Origin of the sequence: Pseudomonas fluorescens, from assembly GCF_902497785.1 — a bacterium.
Taxonomy (GTDB): domain Bacteria; phylum Pseudomonadota; class Gammaproteobacteria; order Pseudomonadales; family Pseudomonadaceae; genus Aquipseudomonas; species Aquipseudomonas fluorescens_BO.
The window spans coordinates 366,671-383,660 of the sequence record NZ_CABVHK010000001.1; the positions used below are offsets into that span (position 1 = coordinate 366,671).

The following is a 16,990-nucleotide window of genomic DNA, read 5'->3' on the forward strand; positions in this document are numbered from 1 at the left end:
TCAGAGGTCGATGACCAGGCGATTGCACTTGGCGCGGGATACGCAGGGCATGATTTTCTTGCCGCCGACCTTGTCGTCGTCGGACAGCCAGTCATCGCTGTGCAGCAACTCGCCATCGAGTTCCAGCACTTGGGTTTCGCAATGCCCGCAAGCGCCGCCGCGGCACAGGTACGGCATGCTGTAGCCGGCAGCTTCGACCGCTTCGAGCATGGTCTGGTCGGGTGAGACTTCAATCGTCGCGCCGCTGCGGCCAAGGGTGAAACTGAAGGCTTCGCCGCCACTGCTTTGCTCGAGGAAACGCTCGAAGTGCACGTGGCTGTCGGTCCAGCCGAGGTCGCGGGCGCAGGCCAGCGTGGCGTCGATCATGCTGTCGGGGCCGCAGACATAGACGTGGCTGCCCAATGGGCGGTCGGCCAGCACCTGGCCGATCTCCATGCGCGATTCAATGCCCTTGCGGTACAGGTGAACCTGCTCGCCGTAGGTGGCCTGCAACTCTTTGCCGAGCTGCGCATGCGCTTCGCCGCGCACCGCGTAATGCAGCTCGAACGGCACCTTGCTCAGCGACAATTCTTCAAGCTGGGAAATCACCGGCGTGATGCCGACACCACCGGCGATGAACAGGTGCAGGCGCGCCTGTTTGATCAGCGGGAACAGATTGACCGGTGGCGTAACTTCGATCAGATCGCCTTCAGCGACGGTGTCGTGCAGCGAAACCGAGCCACCGCGACCGCTGTCCACGCGACGCACGGCAATCTGATAACTGCTGGTGTCGTAGGGCGAACTCAGCAGCGAATACGGGTTGCGCAAGGTGTTCTGCTGATTGCCAATCAGCACCACGACGTGGCTGCCGCCGGAGAAAGCCGGCAGGTGCGCGCCGGTCGGCGACACCAGGGTGAAGCGCTTGATTTCCGGGGTGACCGTTTCGATCCGCGCCACCCGCAGATTCAACGTGCCGTTGTTCTGGCTCATGTGTCGAGTTCCTCGGCTTCGGGCAATTCACCCGGGACTTCGGCATCGGCCTTGACCGCCTGAAAAGCTGCCAGACGCCGGGAATAATGATCGCGCACCACCAGCGTCACGCCGCAACCGGGGCAGTCATAAACGCGTTGAGTGACGTTTTCGGTGTAGGTGTCGCAGTGCACGCACCAGACCCGGCGTACCAGGGTGCCGGAGTGCTCGCGCAGGACTTCGTCGCGGTTCAGGTCGAAATGGGTGGCCACTTGCATGGCGCTGCCGAGGAAACTTTCCGATCCAGCGAGGTAAAGGCGGGTGCCCATGCGCGCCTCGCCGAGCAGATTTTTCAGCGCTTCGATCAGTGATTGATTGGTCGCATGCACATGCAGCGGGTGCTGGGGGTGCTGCTGCAACTGCGTCAGAAAATCCTGGCCGGAGAAGGATTCCAGTGAGTAGAGCAAGGTGATCGGCCGATCCACTTCGGCCATGTCCTCCAGCAAGCGCAGCATGGCGCGACCGCCGCTGCCTTGCCCGGCAATGATGTGCCGGATACCGCCTGGCAGCGGTTGCAACTGGTCATAAACCGGTCGGCTTTTGATCCCGGTGATCAACATTTTTATTATTCCTCCTGGCTACCGGCACGGCTGATAAAAGCCGGCCCTGTGCAATGCCCATCGATAGTGGGTTGCAGATAGCAGGAGCACAGGTCGTGCCAGTTGTTTAACTTGTTGAAATTAAACGGATTATTTATTCGTCGGCGGAGAGGGACAGGCAAAAGTAACCTGGTGTGTATGCGTTTTTGCAGCGCCTGTTCGCAGCAAGCAGGAGCTATGGAGGAGCTGTCGAGTGCAACGAGGCTGCGATCTTTTGATCTTGAAATTATCGAGCTGCAAAAAGATCGCAGCCTCGTTGCACTCGACAGCTCCTACGCAGCTCCTACGCAGCTCCTACGCAGCTCCTGGGGTCAGTCGCGCTGGAGTTTGCGGATGAGGGTGCCGATGTCGATGCCCAAATGCACCGCCGCCTTGCGTTTGCTGCCGCACAGGTGCACGGCCCGGAGGATCACCTGGCGCTCGAAATGCTGAACCTGCAGCTTGAGGTTTTGCTGCGAATCATCGTCGTCGGCCACCACCGGTCTCACCGGTTCCTGATGCCGCACCGGTTCGAGCAGTTCCGCTGGCAGATGATGTTCCTGCGCTTCATCGTCAGCGAGCACCGCCAGCCGTTCGAAGATGTTCACCAGTTCGCGGATGTTGCCGGGGTAGTCGTAACCCAACAGCCGCTTGCGACAACCGGCCGACAGGCTCAGCGATGGCTCGCGATCGGCATTGATGCGGCTCAGCAGGATGTCGATGAGAAACGGCAGGTCGTCGCGGTGCTGGCGCAGCGGCGGAATCTCCACCGGCAAAACCGCCAGGCGATAGTAGAGGTCGGCGCGGAACTCACCGATGCTCACCAGATGGCGCAGGTCCTTGTTGGTGGCGGCAATGACTTGCACCTGCACCGTTTTGCTCAGCGGTGAACCGACCGACTGGATGGTGCTGTCTTCGAGAAACTTCAGCAGTTTGGCTTGCACGTGCAGGGGAATCTCGCCGATCTCATCGAGGAACAGTGTCCCCCCCGAAGCCGCCTCGATGTAGCCCTGCTTGCCGCCCTGCAACGCGCCGGTAAACGCACCGCGCTCGTAGCCGAACATCTCCGACTCGAACAGGCTCTCCGGGATGCTCCCGCAGTTGACGTGAATGAACGGGCGATCACCCCAACCGGCGGCGCGATGGATATGCCGGGCGATGGCGGTCTTGCCCACCCCCGGCTCTCCCAGCAATAACAAACGCGCCCGGCGCCGGAAGGCGCGCACGCCTGTGTCAGCGATACTCGAGAGCTGCGGTGACATGTGCAGCGCATTGTCCTGCGGATCGCGCAGGCCCTGGGGTTCCACCGGCCGGTTGCCCAGCGAAGCTCGACGTTGCGGCTGGCTGCCGTCGAAGTCTTTCTGGGTGAGCATCCTGAACGGTTTTTCATAGGCGCCGGTGGGAATGGCGTGGGTGCTGCTGAGCAATACCCGGCCTTCCCGGGAACGGGTCAACGCACTATTGCCGCCACGATTCAGCGCCGCTTGAAAGTCTTCATAATTGAGTGCCGAGCGCTGAAAAAACTCACCGTCAGAGAGTCCGACGGCTTGCTGCCTGGGCAGGCGATTGACGCGTTCGGCGGCCAGGTTGAGCAGGCGCACCCGACCTTCGCCGTCGGTCACGATCAGCGCCTCGCTGAAGCTGTCGAGCAACGCATGCAGCGCAGGAGTTTCCAGCAGTGCGCCGAGCACTTCGCTGCTGACGTTGACCGAAGAGCGCATGCCCATCTGCAAGGTCGGTGGCAGGTTTTTGTCTTTCATGGGTGCAGCTCTTCGGCGCGGCGCACGCCCTGACTTTCACGAAACACCGCGACCCGCCAGGCCACGCCTTCACGAATCAAAATACGCGAGCAATGCACCTTGAAATGCACGTCGCGCCCGCTCAGGTCGGGCAGCGGCAGGCTGTGCCAGGTGCGCTCGGGCAGGGCGTTGTCCAGCAACAGCCGAGCGATGCCGTCGCCCTGAGTGATGCCAAAAGTCTCTTCGAAGGCAGCGTTGCGCCATTGCGGTTGCAACTGTTCATCGATCACCAACACGGCGTCGGGCACCGCATCGAAGACCCGGCGCAAGGCATCGATCCGTTGCTCGGCGTCATGCTGCATACGCAGTTCCTGGCTGACATCGCGAATGCTCCCCCACATGCGCAACAGGTGCCCGTTGACGATGGTCGCGCGCACGTCGTTCTCGACGTAGGCCGGCGAGCCGTCGTGCCGGCGGTCTACCGACAGCGCGCAGTCGACGCTGAACCCGGCCTCGATCAGGCGCCGCACAAACTCTTCGTTGGCCGGGCTGCGCGGCCAGTACAGGCGCACCGGTTGCTGGTTGAAATCGACATCCGAGGGCATCTCGTACACATCCGCCATGGCGCGGTTGCACAGCCGCCAGTGGGAGTCGTTTTCGAACACCTGGCGCACGATTTCATCCGGTGATGTGTTGATGTCCACCGCTTCGGCGAATTCAATGCACCAGTAGGCAACCTTGGCGCTCTGCAACATCTGGCTCATCACTTCATTGGCGTTGTGCATTTCCCGCAGTCGATAGCCCAATGCGCCAAGGGGGATTTTCAGCAGGTGCAGGCGCGGCGCTTGTACCGAGCGCCATTCCAGCAGTCCGCAGGCAACCACGTGCAACAGGCCGCCGTTCCGGCGAATCAGGCTCAGCTCCAGGCTGGGGACTTGCTCGTCAGCGGGCGGATTGGCAAACAGCGATCGCAAGGCGCGCACCGACTCGACGCTGTAGAGGCGCTCGATCGGCTGATTTAGCAGCGTCTCGGGGGCGTAGCCCAGTTGATCGCTCAGGCTCGCAGACAGACTGACCAGTTGCCCGTCGGCGCTGAGGGTGCTGGACAGCGGCTGCGCTTTATTGCCCAGTAAGTTCAGGATATCCATCGGTGGATCGGCTCGATTTGGCTAGTGGGACCTGGCTGAAATCGCTCAGGCAGACAATGCGGGGCATATCGCATGCCAACTGGAATGTGTGGCGGACAGGGACACGGGCGAACAGGCGGCCCCGGTGGGCGCTGCAATAATGCAAAGAAATGTGCATTTTTGCAGCGCTTACCCTGAGCGTAGTCCGCTGGTGGGAGAGGTTGAAGTTAATCGATCAATGACCGGATCACGATCAGGTTTTACTGGCCGCCAGATAGGCACCGAGCCTTTTGCCCATCTCTTCGCCCAACGCCTGCAACCCACTCATCGGCCGCACCATGACTTCGAATTCGACGATCTTTCCTCGCTCGTCGAAGCGCATCATGTCGATGCCCTTGAGCTCTTTTCCGCCGACCTTGGCGCTGAATTCGAGAACCACATTCAGCCCGTCGCCGGTCGCCAGTTCGCGGTGGTACTTGAAGTCCTCAAACACGTTGAACACCGTGCCGAGAATCATGGTGACCACCGCAGCGCCGGAGTAGGGCATATGCGCCATCGGCGAGCGGAACACGGCTTTCGGGTCGAGCAAAGCAGGCAAGTCTTGAAATTCACCGCTGTGAATCATCTTGTGCCATTGCTCCAGAGAGGCGGCAGCATTGGGGTGCAGGTTCAGTTGCGACATGGTCAACTCCTGTTTTTTTGTGGTTCTGCAAGTGTTGCCAGCGACTGTATCCCAACAGGTGCGGGTGGCTGCTTATGACGATGCATTCAAATGGTCAATGGCTGACACATTGGTGCCGGATTTTCAGGTATGCGCGTGCCGTTAGCGTGTTTGCTTTCTGTGAATTCCGGTTGGGGGAAAAATCGATCTAAAAACGCCGGGCCGAGGTGTGTGCGCTGTACTACGCTTGAACTTGTAGGTGAAGACGCAGACTGATGCGCAAGCGGATGGCAAGGACACGTGGGGCGCGTTCCGAAGGGTACACGGTTAGAAAGATCTCCGCGCTGAGATCCAGCCCTTATGCCGTGTGAAGCAGAAGAGCACAAAACTGTTCTGTGAGAGTCCTGATAAACCTTGTAAGCCGGAGACCAGCACCGGCCACCTACTCAAACCCACAAAGCCCGCCTTATGGCGGGCTTTTTTTGTGGGAGTACACCGGGTGATTCATCCGCCAACAACCGGATCAACAGGGACACCGATATTGGCCATTTAGATCCCCTTTTGGCCGACCTCACTCTATGAACCACCCAGTGCCTCAGCAAGAATCAGAACAGCATGGCCAATCCAGTCACGCCCGGCAAAACCACAACTAGAATCTTCTCAGCATCACCTTTGGCAATTTCGTAAGGCCTGCCGTGTACAAAACATAAAAACCAGAGCGGTACACACTTGGGGAAGTCATTCATGGTCACGATGAAAAGCATACTGGGCGCCACCGTTTGCGGGTTGACGCTGCTGGCCAGCGCCGTTCACGCCGAACAGCGGGAATTGCGCGTGTATAACTGGGCGGATTACATCCTGCCGTCCGTGCCCAAGGACTTCGCCGACAAGACCGGCATCAAACTGACCTGGGACACCTTCGACACTAATGAATCGCTGGAAGCCAAGTTGCTCACCGGCAACTCCGGATACGACCTGGTGGTGCCGTCCAATCAGTTCATCGAAACCCAGATCAAGGCCGGCGTGTTCCAGAAACTGGACAAGTCCAAGTTGCCCAACTGGTCGCACCAAGACCCGGCACTGCTCAAGTTGCTGGACAAGAACGACCCCGGCAACCAGTACGGCGTGCCTTACATGTACGGCACCGTGCTGATCGGCTTCAACCCGGCGAAGGTGGAAGCGGCGCTGGGCAAGAATGCGCCGGTGGACAGTTGGGACCTGGTGTTCAAACCCGAGTACATGGAAAAGCTGAAATCCTGCGGCGTGGCGATGCTTGATTCACCGTCGGAAATCCTGCCGATTGCGCTGCACTACCTTGGGCTGGACCCCAACAGCCAGAACCCGGATGACTATGAAAAAGCCAAGGCGCTGATGATGAAGGTTCGCCCTTACGTGACCTACTTCAACTCCGCCAAGTACATGACCGACATCGCCAACGGCGATATTTGCGTCGCCATCGGCTACTCCGGCAGCTTCTACCAGTTCGGCAATCGCGCCAAGGAAGCGGGCAACGGCGTGGTGGTCGATTGGCGCTTGCCGAAAGAGGGCGCGCCGATCTGGTTCGACACCTTCGCCATCCCGAAAAGCGCGAAAAACGTTGAAGAGGCCCACGAATTTCTGAATAGCGTTTTGCTGGAGCCGACAGTCATCGCCCCGATCAGTGACTTCCTCGGCTACCCGAACGCCAACAAAGACTCGATTGCGCTGATCAACAAGGAAATCACCGGCAACCCGAACCTGACGCCGACCAGCGAAGCGTTGAAAACCCTCTACGTGGTGCAACCGTTGCCGCAGAAACTTGAGCGGGTTCGTACGCGGGTGTGGACCAGCATCAAGTCCGACAAGTAACCCTCGCGCATGAAATGTCTTTCCTGTGGTGAGGGGATTTATCCCCGTTCGGCTGCGAAGCAGTCGTCAGCCGGTTTTGCCGGATGCTGGGGCCGCTTCGCGACCCAACGGGGATAAATCCCCTCACCACAATGTGCGTTTACATTCGTGCCAGCGCCTGAGCCAGGTCGGCGCGCAGGTCCTCGACATCCTCGACGCCCACGGACAATCGCACCAAGCCATCGCCGATACCCAACTGAGCACGAGTGTCAGGAGGGATGGTGGCGTGGGTCATGATCGCCGGGTGCTCGATCAGGCTTTCCACGCCGCCCAGGCTCTCGGCGAGCGCAAAGATCTGCACGCTCTCAAGGAAGCGTTTGGCGCCCGCCAGATCGCTTTTCAGATCAACCGAAATCATTCCGCCGAAACCGCGCATCTGCCGTTTCGCCAGCTCATGCTGCGGGTGCGACGCCAGGCCCGGATAGTAGACGCGAGCCACCTGCGGCTGACGTTCCAGCCATTGCGCCAGTTCCAGCGCATTGCTGCAGTGACGTTCCATGCGCAGCGCCAGCGTCTTCACCCCGCGCAGGGTCAGGAACGCGTCGAACGGTCCGGCGATTGCGCCAATCGAGTTCTGTAGAAAGCCCAGTCGCTCCGCCAGTTCCGGGTTCTGCCCGACCACGGCGATGCCGCCGATCACGTCGGAGTGGCCGTTGAGGTATTTGGTGGTCGAGTGCAGCACGATGTCGAAACCCAGCTCCAGCGGCCGCTGGATGCACGGGCTGGCAAACGTATTGTCAGCCACGCAGATGATGCCGCGCGCACGGCAGATGCGTGCCACGGCGGCGAGGTCGGTGAGGCTCAGCAAAGGATTGCTCGGGGTCTCGACCCAGACCATCCGCGTGTCGTCCTGCAACGACGCTTCGAACGCCGACAGGTCCGTCAGGTCGACGAAGCTGAAGCGATGCCCGGCGCTGCGTTTGCGCACCTTGTCGAACAGGCGAAACGTACCGCCGTACAAATCATTGCCGGAGACGATGTGCGAACCGGCGTCGAGCAGTTCCAGCACGGTGGAAATCGCCGCCAGCCCGGAGGCGAAGGCGAAGGCCTGAGTGCCGCTTTCAAGGTCGGCGACGCAACGCTCCAAGGCAAAGCGCGTCGGGTTATGCGAGCGTCCGTAATCGAAGCCTTTGTGCACGCCGGGGCTTTGTTGCAAGTAGGTCGAGTTGGCATAGATCGGTGGCATCAACGCCCCGGTGGTCGGGTCCGGCGCTTGCCCGGCGTGAATCACGCGGGTGGCAAAGCCGTGTGGCGCGGCGTTTTCATAGTGTTGACTCATGCAAGGGATCTCCGCAAATGATTAAGCAGGTCGACGCGGGTAATCAGGCCATGAAAGCCCGAGTCGTCGGCAATGATCGCCACCAGCCCGCGGTCGAGTTCTTCCTGGAGCTTGGCCATGCTCGCGCTGGCTGGCAGGGTTTCCACTTTGTCGGTCATGGCGCTGGCCACGGTCAAGCGAAAGTGTGAAGGGTCTTCCTGCATGCCCAGCAAAATGTCGGATTCGTCGATCACGCCGACCAGTTGCTGGCCGTCCACCAGCACCGGCAATTGCGAGACATCCGCCAGGCGCATGCGCTGGAACGCCGTCAGCAGGGTGTCGTCGGGGCCGACGCTGATCACCCGGCCATCCTCGAACCGCCGTGCGATCACATCGCGCAGATCGCCATAGGGTTTGCGCGCCAGCAAGCCTTGATCGTTCATCCATTGATCGTTGTAGACCTTCGACAGATAACGCGTGCCGGTGTCGCAGACGAAGCTGACCACGCGCTTGGGCTCGGTTTGCTCGCGGCAATAGCGCAGGGCCGCCGCCAACAAGGTGCCGGTCGACGAGCCGCCGAGAATGCCTTCGGCGCGCAGCAGTTGGCGGGCGTGGTCGAAGCTCTCTTCGTCGCTGATCGAATAGGCGTGGCGCACGCTGGACAGGTCGGCAATCGAGGGAATGAAGTCTTCGCCGATGCCTTCCACTGCCCACGAACCGGGGGTTTGCATGGTGCCGCTGCGGCTGTATTCGGCCATCACTGAACCGACAGGATCGGCCAGGATCATTTCCAGATCGGGCTGCACGCGCTTGAAAAAACGGGTCAACCCGGTCAGCGTGCCCGCCGAGCCGACACCGACGACGATGGCATCCACATCATGCTGGGTCTGCGCCCAGATCTCCGGCGCGGTGCTGCACTCGTGGGCGAGCGGGTTGGCCGGGTTGTTGAACTGGTCGGCGAAAAACGCATCGGGAATCTCCAGCGCCAGCCGCGCGGCAACGTCCTGGTAATAATCGGGATGGCCCTTGCCGACATCGGAGCGGGTGATGTGCACTTCGGCGCCCATGGCCTTGAGGTGCAGGACTTTTTCGGTGGACATCTTGTCCGGCACCACCAGCACCACCCGATAGCCCTTGGCGCGACCGACCAGCGCCAGGCCCAGGCCGGTATTGCCAGCGGTGGCCTCGACGATGGTGCCGCCGGGCTTGAGCGAACCGTCGCGCTCGGCGGCGTCAATCATTGCCAGGCCAATGCGGTCCTTGATCGAACCGCCCGGGTTCTGCGATTCGAGCTTGAGAAACAGCGTGCAGGGCCCGGTGTCAAAACGGCTGACGCGAACCAGTGGGGTATTGCCGATCAGTTCAAGTACGGCAGGGCGGGAATCGTTCGGCATGTGTCACCTCTTTGGGAAACTTCGCACGGGTGAGCAGCAATCGGCGGCGATCCATTCGCGCCAGTCGCCAGCAAGGCATCGCTTGGACCATAGGCCGCGATTGCGTCTCTCGCAACCTTGTGCGGCCAGCCGGTCAGGTTCAGTCAGGCGAAAACGGGCCTGTTTGTATCCCTACGTATCCCCGGTGGCCCTGGCCAAGTTCGCATACAAAACCATGGCCTGCGCGACACGTGCGAGATACACGAGGGCGCTCTAATGGTGACACCCCCAACGGTCCACACCGGAGAAATGCCATGTTCCGTATCAACGCTCGTCACACTGCAAAAATGTTCGGCGTCGCCGTGGCAACCGCCGCCGCGCTCAGCGCTTTCTCTGGCGTGTCCCAGGCCGAGGAAGTGAAAACTCCTGCGAAAAACTGGCAGGCCGGGCTGCACCGCACCGATCTGCTGCGCAAGGACCTCGACGTCGAAGGGCGCGAGGTGATTCAGGTGCTGGTCGGTTTCGAACCGGGTGTCGCTTCCCCTAACCACTCGCACCCCGGCGTCGAAGTGGCTCACGTGATCGACGGCACGTTCGAGTACCAGCTCGAAGGTCAGCCGCCCATCACCCTCAAGGCCGGCGACTCGTTGTACATCCCGGCCGGCGTCGCGCATATCGCGAAAAACGTCGGGACCAAAAGCGCTTCCGAGCTGGCGACGTACATCGTGAAAAAAGGCGAGCCGCTGGTGGTGATCAAGCAGTAACGCCGACACACACCACATATTTCCCGGTAGGAGCTGCCGAAGGCTGCGATCCCTTGACCTTGATTCTGGGCGGGTTCGAAGCCGCCGAAGATCGAGATCAAGGGATCGCAGCCTGCGGCAGCTCCTACGCGGGGTTCTGGGCGTCGGGGCCCGGCGCTACGTAAAGTGCAACCACGATCAAACCCAGCGCTACCGCGAAGGTCACGTGCATTGCGTGAGCAACGGTTTCGGGTTGCGCAGCGCTGATGTCGGCCGCTTGCGAAGCCAACGCAAACACTGCGCCCATTGCCGTGGCGCCGGTGATGAGACCGAGGTTGCGCGACAGATTGAGCATGCCCGAGATAACGCCACGTTGATCGGGCTGCACATCGCTCATGACTGTGGTGTTGTTGGCCGTCTGGAATAGCGCATAGCCGAGGGTGAGCACGACCATCGGCGCGGCATAACCGGCGATGCCCAACGATTGCGGCAACAGCGCCAGTGAGAGACAACCGACGGCCATCGCGATCAGCCCGGCGACGGTCATGCGTTGCGCGCCGAAACGATCAGCGATTTTGCCAGCGGGGACGCCAGTCAATGCCGCTACACAGGGGCCGACCGCCAATACCAGTCCGACCCTGAGCGCATCCAGCCCCAGTGCCTGGGCAAGATAAAACGGCCCGACCACCAGCGTCGCCATCATCACCGTTGCGACTAGCGTGCTCATGGCCAGGCTGGCGCTCAGCAGTGGGTTGCGCAGCATCGCCAAACGTATCAGCGGGGCGTCGACTTTCGATTCGACGAACACGAAAAGCCCCGCGCCGAACCCTGCCGCCAGCAGCAAACCGATATTGATTGGCCCGAAATGCCCGCGCCCGAGGGTCATGGCCAGTGCATACGCTGCGAGCGTCAACGCCAGCAGCAGCGTGCCGATCGAGTCGAACCCGGCGCGCCCGGTCGTGGCGGGTTGCCGGTCGGACGGCAAGTAACGATAGGCGAGCAGCAACGTCAACAGCCCCAGCGGCACACTGATCAAAAAAATCGCGCGCCAGCCGAATCCATCAATCAGCAACCCACCCAGCGATGGGCCCAGCGCCGTGCCAATCGCCGACATCGTCCCGAGCAACCCCATGGCGCTGCCGGTTCTGGCCTTCGCCACCGTGTCGCCGACGAACGCCATGGTCAGCGCCATCATGATCGCCGCGCCCAGGCCTTGCAGCGCCCGTGCGCCAATCAACAGCCACAGCGTTGGCGCCAGACCGCAGAGGATCGAGGCCAGCGTGAATACGCCGATGCCGCCGGCCAGCAACCGTCGACGACCGACGATGTCACCGAGGCGGCCGACGCTGACGATCAGCGTGGTGATGGCCAGCAAATAGGCGATGACAACCCATTGCACCTGCTGAAAGGTTGCCTCGAACGCCTGGGCCAACGTCGGCAATCCCACATTGGCGATGCTGGTGCCGAGCGAAGACAGCAACATCGACAGCGCAAGGCTGGCCAGCGCCCATCGCACGGCGGGTGTCTGCGGGGTGCTGGTCGCAACGGTCATTGACGACTTCATTCGGTCCTTCCTGATCAGGCCACTCCGGAAGTGGAGCTGTCAGAAATCTACGCCGGCGCCTAACATGGCGGAAGGCGCACGGGTTGCACTGTATTCATGCGTTTAACGCCATCCCACGTTACTTCGAGGCACGCCAATGTCTACGCCCGATCTCAATCTGCTCGTCACCCTCGACGTATTGCTCGCCGAAGGCAGCGTGGCGCACGCCGCTAAACGCCTGGGCCTGAGCCCCTCGGCGATGAGTCGGGCGTTGGCGCGATTGCGCGAAACCACCGGCGATCCGCTGCTGGTCCGCGCCGGACGCGGGCTCGTCGCCACGCCCCGGGCGCTGGAATTGCGCGAGCGAGTCAGCCAGCTGGTGCAGGAGGCGGAGGCAGTGCTGCGTCCGGCCGAACAGCCTGATCTGACACGGCTGATCCGCACTTTCACGTTGCGCACCAGCGAGGGTTTCGTGGAGAACTTCGGTGCGCCGCTGATCGCCCGCATTGCCGGACAAGCCCCCGGCGTGCGCCTGCGTTTCATGCACAAGCCTGACAAGGACAGCGCCGCACTTCGCGACGGCACCGTTGATCTTGAAACCGGTGTGGTGGGCAAGGCTGCAAGCCCGGAATTGCGCACCCAGGGTTTATTTCGCGACCGCTTTATCGGGGTGGTGCGAAATCAACACCCACTGAGCCGAGGCGAAATCACCCCTGCGCGTTATGCGGCGGGCGGGCATATCAGCGTGTCCCGGCGCGGGCTCGATAAAGGGCCTGTCGATGACGCATTGGCGACGTCGGAACTGGAACGTCAGGTGGTGACTATCGTCGCCGGTTTCTCGACCGCGCTGGCACTCGCCCGGGCCACCGACCTGATAGCCACCGTGCCGGAACGCCACACCGAAAACCTGCGCACGGACCTGCACAGCTTTGCGTTGCCGTTCGAATTGCCGGCGTTCACCGTCGCGATGCTCTGGCACCCGCGACTGGACGCCGATCCCGTGCATCGCTGGTTGCGCAGTTGTTTGCGCGAGGTTTGTAGTGGCGGCATTTAGTAATCATATTGATATCAATTAAGCCGCTCTAAAAAGTGTTACGCGTACGTAGCTATATGTCTGGAGGTTGTAGGGTGGGAGCGGTAACTGGTTATTTGGTATAAACACTTTCTGAACTTATTTCTTATCATTTTGTATCTCCTTCCAAGTAGTGGATCCAATTAACCTTATTGCAAGTCAGGCGTTGGAGTGTGGCGCAATGCTACTCCTGGTGGCAATTAACCAGTATTTATATAATTGTAAAAGCTTCGTGTTTAGTTACATAAGTGAATGAAATAAAACGATTAATTATCTGTTTCAAGGCTGTTTGGAATGATCGTCAACCAGCAGATTGTATGTTCGGCCTGTCGCGTTCGTCGCGTATGTAATTATAAGGCGCCAAAAGAAAGTGCGTTTCCTCAATGCAGTGCTAGTGTTGCATGTCTTCGAGCAACTCCACGCTAACTGCCTGCAGGTCGAGCGTCATGCCTATTCCAAATCCAAGAATTGCGGTGCTAGGTAATAGAGTGACAGGTTTGAATCTTCGAGAGCTGGAGCATTTTTCTGATCTGGGCAGCTTAGTGGCCGCCAAGGCCATTGATGTCGTGTTGCTCGACATGCCGGCTGCTTATGCCGGGCGCGCACTTCGAAAGCTGCGCACGGTGCCTGCCTATCGCTACTCCCTGATTTTTTGTTGCCGTGATCAGAATGACTGGTGTGAAGCCTTGGGTGACGGGGCGTGCCCTGTGGAATCCAGCGAGATCAAAAGTCTGTGGGGAATGTGGAAGGAGCGTTTCCGCACGTTCAGTCAGGGATCGGTTCCCGAGCGATTCGAAAGTCGGGTACTTTCCTGGTTGTGGTTACGCGACAAGGCCCGGCTTTTTGCCCTGCGCGATCCGCAAGTGCCTCAGCATTATCGATATCCGTTGCTGGACGCCATGGCGGATGACGAACCGGTCAATCCGTTTGTCTGGCTCAGCCTGATGGTTCAACAGAACTGGCTGGAAGAGGGCGTTCTGGTCGATCGCGTCCGCCTCTGTTCGGACTGCGGGTCGGGCCGGCTCAACTACATCGATGTCTGCACCGAATGTCACGCTCTGGACATTTCACGGCAGCCTTCGTTGCACTGTTTCACCTGCGGCCATGTGGGGGCGCAGGAAACATTTCTCAAAGACAGCGTGTTGTTGTGCCCCAACTGCCTGAACCGTTTGCGCCACATCGGCACCGATTATGATCGACCGATGGAGAACTATCGGTGTCGGTCCTGTCAGGCGTTTTTTGTCGATGCCGAGGTGCAGGCGCGTTGCCTGGATTGCGGTCTGACACACGCGCCCGACAAATTGCGGGTGCGCGAGGTCAGGGATTTCCGCCTGTCCGAGGCCGGGCGTTTCCGCTGCCGCCAGGAATTCGATGATCGATCGGTGCAGCACTTTGGTCGCCTCAGTCTGTTGGGCGGCAAGGATTTTTATGAGCTTCTGAGCTGGCAAATCCAGGTCGTGCGGCGCTACCCGCAACCGGCGTTCTCCTTGATCGGCCTGCGCTTTGTCAACCTGGCCGCTACCTTGGCTCGCCTGGGTGAGCATCGAGGCCATGCGTTGATCGATAGCCTGACGGAACGCTTGAAAGAATCGGTTCGGGATACGGATCGCTGTTCTCGCAGCACCGAAGAATTCTTTTGGATCATGCTTCCCCACACCGAAGGCAAGGGGCTGGAATGCGTAAAGCAGCGTTTGGGTCAGGTCGCCGAGCTGTTTTCCGCGCCGGAGATCAGCGACGTTTCCCTACGGGTTATCAGCATCACGGCGCCCGACGATTTGCTCGAGAAGGAAGACGGCGAATTGCTTTTGGCGCGTCTGGCCAGTGAACTGGTGTAACCCATGGGCCCATTAATCGAACAACTCTATTACGTACTCGGCGTCCTCACGGGCCCCGACGGTCTGAGCCGGCTGTTTTACATGCTGTTCCCGATATTCCTGATTTTTGAACTGCCCATGATGATCATGGTGCTGCTGGGCGTATTGCGCTGGTTTGTCCGTCGGCGCACAGCGGTGCCCAAGACCAGTACTTATCGGCCGAGGGTCTCTTGCATCATTACCTGCTACAGCGAGGGAATGGATGTACAGACCACGCTGTTAAGCCTGTGCGAGCAGACGTACCCCGGCCACATCGAGATGATTCCAGTGGTGGATGGGGCGACGGCGAATCATCCGACCCTCAGTGCCGTGCGCAGCTTTAACGTCGACCCGCAGTTGTACCCCAGACGGCATCTGCGTCCCATCGCCAAGTGGCAGCGGGGTGGGCGGGTGTCGTCGTTGAATGCCGGCCTGTCGCTGGCCAGCGGTGAAATCGTGATGGCGCTCGATGGTGACACTTCGTTTGATAACAACATGGTCAGCGCCATCGTGCGCAATTTCGAGGACCCCTCGGTGCCTGCGGTGGCGGGTAGCCTGCGGGTGCGCAATGTCTGGGGCTCGTGGGTCACTGCCATGCAGGCGCTGGAGTACCTGCTGTCGATTCACATGTCGAAAATCGGTCTTGCCGAGTGGAACCTGGTCAATAACGTCTCGGGCGCCTTCGGGGCTTTTCGCCGCAGTTTTCTGGTCAAGATTGGTGGCTGGAACACTCATACCGCTGAGGATCTGGACCTGACGTTGCGCATCAAAAGCTATTTCAAACGTCACGACTTGCGGATTCCCTTCGAGCCGGAAGCCATCGGCCACACCGACGCACCGGCGACGCTCAGCCAGTTTCTGATGCAGCGTCTACGCTGGGATGGCGACCTGTTTTTTCTTTATATGAGAAAGCACAGCCGCAACATCAGCCCCACGCTGCTGGGCTGGAAGACGTTTCTGATGATCCTGCTCAGCGGCTTCTTTTTTCAGTTGGTGCTGCCTTTCCTCATCTTCTTCTACACCTTGATCGCGATTTTTGTGTTGCCGCTCAACACGCTGCTGTTTTTGTCAGTCTTGATCTATTTGCTGTACCTGATGATCACCGCGTTGATGTTCGGCGCCCTGTTGCTGATGGTGTCCGATCGGCCTCGACAGGACATGACGCTTGGCCTGCTCGTGCCTGTGTTCCCTATTTTCATGCTGTTCCTGCGCTGCTGGAGCGCAGTGGCCATGCTCAACGAAATGTTCCGTCGGGGTCATGAGGAAACATCGATGGCGCCGTGGTGGGTACTCAAACGAGCCACGAGGTTTTGATATGCGCCCGATTCCAAGGTGGCTGACAATGACGGTATTACCGCTGCTGATGGCTCCGGCATTGCAGGGGCAAACCCGTGACTGGTCTCAGGCCAGTTATGTCTGGGACAGCGAGGCGCTGCTGAGCCCCGAGCATCGGGCGAGCGAACTGGCGGCGTTGCACACAGCGGGGATGGACAAGATCTACCTGGGCCTCAAGTCCGCGCAGTTGAAGGACCTCGGCAAAACGCGAGAACAGCTTGAGCAACTGTTGCAGGCTGCAGCGGGCGAGGGGTTGCAGGTGAGCCTGTTACTCGGCGATCCGGCCTGGATCGAGCCCGGGGAGCGCCATCAGCTCACCGATTTACTGGCGAAGCTGAAGGGACTTTCCTTCACCAGCCTGCACCTGGATCTTGAGGTCGAGCAGTTGGGCGTACCGGTTCCGGATCAGCGTTTGCGGGACTTCCTCGACTCCTTGAAAGCGGCCTCCACCGCGAGCCCGTGGCCGGTGGAAATCTCCAGCCATCATCGTTGGTTCGCTGACGCCAAACCCGGCCAAACCTGTGTGCCGTGCGCGCTTCCCGACGCGGGTGTGCGCCAGGTCAGTCTGATGATTTACACCCGCAACCCGAAAAACAGCGCCCGCATGGCCGAGCAGATCGCCAGGCGCTGGCCCAAGCTGCAATTTCGTCTGGCGCAAAGCACGGAGCCCCAATTGGACGCCACGGAGTCCTGGGCTGGCGCCTCCACTGAACAGTTGCGGCACCAGAACAGCGTTTGGCGCGAGCAACTGCAACCACTGGGAATTGCCGGTATTGACTGGCAAGCCTGGCGAGACTTTCCAAAACGGTGAGC

14 protein-coding genes are annotated in these 16,990 nt (G+C 60.1%); 6 read left to right on the top strand and 8 right to left on the bottom strand.

The window, feature by feature from the left end; genetic code table 11:
- The 5 genes from F8N62_RS01810 to F8N62_RS01830 all read right to left on the bottom strand — a co-directional run bounded on the left by F8N62_RS01810 (nucleotide 1) and on the right by F8N62_RS01830 (nucleotide 5,134).
- Complete coding sequence (locus F8N62_RS01810; RefSeq protein WP_150709343.1) at nucleotides 1-969, bottom strand: PDR/VanB family oxidoreductase; 969 nt, start codon at nucleotides 967-969, stop codon at nucleotides 1-3.
- A complete protein-coding gene (locus F8N62_RS01815; RefSeq protein WP_150709344.1) occupies nucleotides 966-1,568 on the bottom strand; it encodes a dimethylamine monooxygenase subunit DmmA family protein in 603 nt (200 codons plus the stop codon). Before F8N62_RS01815 ends, F8N62_RS01810 begins: the two co-directional genes overlap by 4 nt.
- 350 nt (nucleotides 1,569-1,918) lie before the next feature.
- Complete coding sequence (locus F8N62_RS01820) at nucleotides 1,919-3,346, bottom strand: sigma-54 interaction domain-containing protein (protein ID WP_150709345.1); 1,428 nt, start codon at nucleotides 3,344-3,346, stop codon at nucleotides 1,919-1,921.
- Entirely contained in the window at nucleotides 3,343-4,473 is a 1,131-nt protein-coding gene (locus F8N62_RS01825) for a PAS domain-containing protein (protein ID WP_150709346.1), read from the bottom strand. Before F8N62_RS01825 ends, F8N62_RS01820 begins: the two co-directional genes overlap by 4 nt.
- A gap of 232 nt (nucleotides 4,474-4,705) precedes the next feature.
- Nucleotides 4,706-5,134 (bottom strand): nuclear transport factor 2 family protein, encoded by a 429-nt coding sequence (locus tag F8N62_RS01830; protein ID WP_150709347.1) that lies wholly within the window; start codon nucleotides 5,132-5,134, stop codon nucleotides 4,706-4,708.
- Nucleotides 5,135-5,857: 723 nt separating this feature from the next.
- On the opposite strand from F8N62_RS01830, the gene F8N62_RS01835 reads away from it, so the two are divergent.
- Nucleotides 5,858-6,961 carry a polyamine ABC transporter substrate-binding protein gene (locus F8N62_RS01835; protein ID WP_150709348.1) on the top strand — a complete coding sequence of 368 codons (1,104 nt, stop codon included), beginning with the start codon at nucleotides 5,858-5,860 and terminating at the stop codon, nucleotides 6,959-6,961.
- Between the two features lie 139 nt (nucleotides 6,962-7,100).
- Here the strand turns inward: F8N62_RS01835 and F8N62_RS01840 are convergent, their stop codons facing one another.
- Both F8N62_RS01840 and F8N62_RS01845 read right to left on the bottom strand, forming a co-directional pair.
- Entirely contained in the window at nucleotides 7,101-8,279 is a 1,179-nt protein-coding gene (locus tag F8N62_RS01840; RefSeq protein WP_150709349.1) for a cystathionine gamma-synthase, read from the bottom strand.
- Complete coding sequence (locus F8N62_RS01845; protein ID WP_150709350.1) at nucleotides 8,276-9,652, bottom strand: pyridoxal-phosphate dependent enzyme; 1,377 nt, start codon at nucleotides 9,650-9,652, stop codon at nucleotides 8,276-8,278. Before F8N62_RS01845 ends, F8N62_RS01840 begins: the two co-directional genes overlap by 4 nt.
- Nucleotides 9,653-9,945: 293 nt before the next feature.
- Here F8N62_RS01845 and F8N62_RS01850 point away from each other — a divergent pair, with 293 nt between their 5' ends.
- Nucleotides 9,946-10,395 carry a cupin domain-containing protein gene (locus F8N62_RS01850; RefSeq protein WP_150709351.1) on the top strand — a complete coding sequence of 150 codons (450 nt, stop codon included), beginning with the start codon at nucleotides 9,946-9,948 and terminating at the stop codon, nucleotides 10,393-10,395.
- Between the two features lie 124 nt (nucleotides 10,396-10,519).
- On the opposite strand, the gene F8N62_RS01855 is transcribed toward F8N62_RS01850, so the two are convergent.
- Nucleotides 10,520-11,938 carry an MFS transporter gene (locus F8N62_RS01855; protein WP_150709352.1) on the bottom strand — a complete coding sequence of 473 codons (1,419 nt, stop codon included), beginning with the start codon at nucleotides 11,936-11,938 and terminating at the stop codon, nucleotides 10,520-10,522.
- Between the two features lie 136 nt (nucleotides 11,939-12,074).
- Between F8N62_RS01855 and F8N62_RS01860 the strand changes: the two genes are divergently transcribed.
- The 4 genes from F8N62_RS01860 (at nucleotide 12,075) to F8N62_RS01875 (ending at nucleotide 16,988) form a co-directional block, all read left to right on the top strand.
- Nucleotides 12,075-12,971, top strand: a complete 897-nt coding sequence (locus F8N62_RS01860; protein ID WP_150709353.1) for a LysR family transcriptional regulator — start codon at nucleotides 12,075-12,077, stop codon at nucleotides 12,969-12,971.
- 464 nt (nucleotides 12,972-13,435) lie between these two features.
- Nucleotides 13,436-14,824, top strand: a complete 1,389-nt coding sequence (locus F8N62_RS01865; protein ID WP_150709354.1) for a diguanylate cyclase domain-containing protein — start codon at nucleotides 13,436-13,438, stop codon at nucleotides 14,822-14,824.
- A 3-nt stretch (nucleotides 14,825-14,827) separates the two neighbouring features.
- The gene (locus F8N62_RS01870; protein WP_150709355.1) at nucleotides 14,828-16,156 is read left to right on the top strand and encodes a glycosyltransferase family 2 protein; all 1,329 of its coding nucleotides are present in this window, start codon (nucleotides 14,828-14,830) and stop codon (nucleotides 16,154-16,156) included.
- Between the two features lie 28 nt (nucleotides 16,157-16,184).
- Nucleotides 16,185-16,988 carry a hypothetical protein gene (locus tag F8N62_RS01875; protein WP_191632333.1) on the top strand — a complete coding sequence of 268 codons (804 nt, stop codon included), beginning with the start codon at nucleotides 16,185-16,187 and terminating at the stop codon, nucleotides 16,986-16,988.
- Nucleotides 16,989-16,990 lie beyond the last annotated feature (2 nt).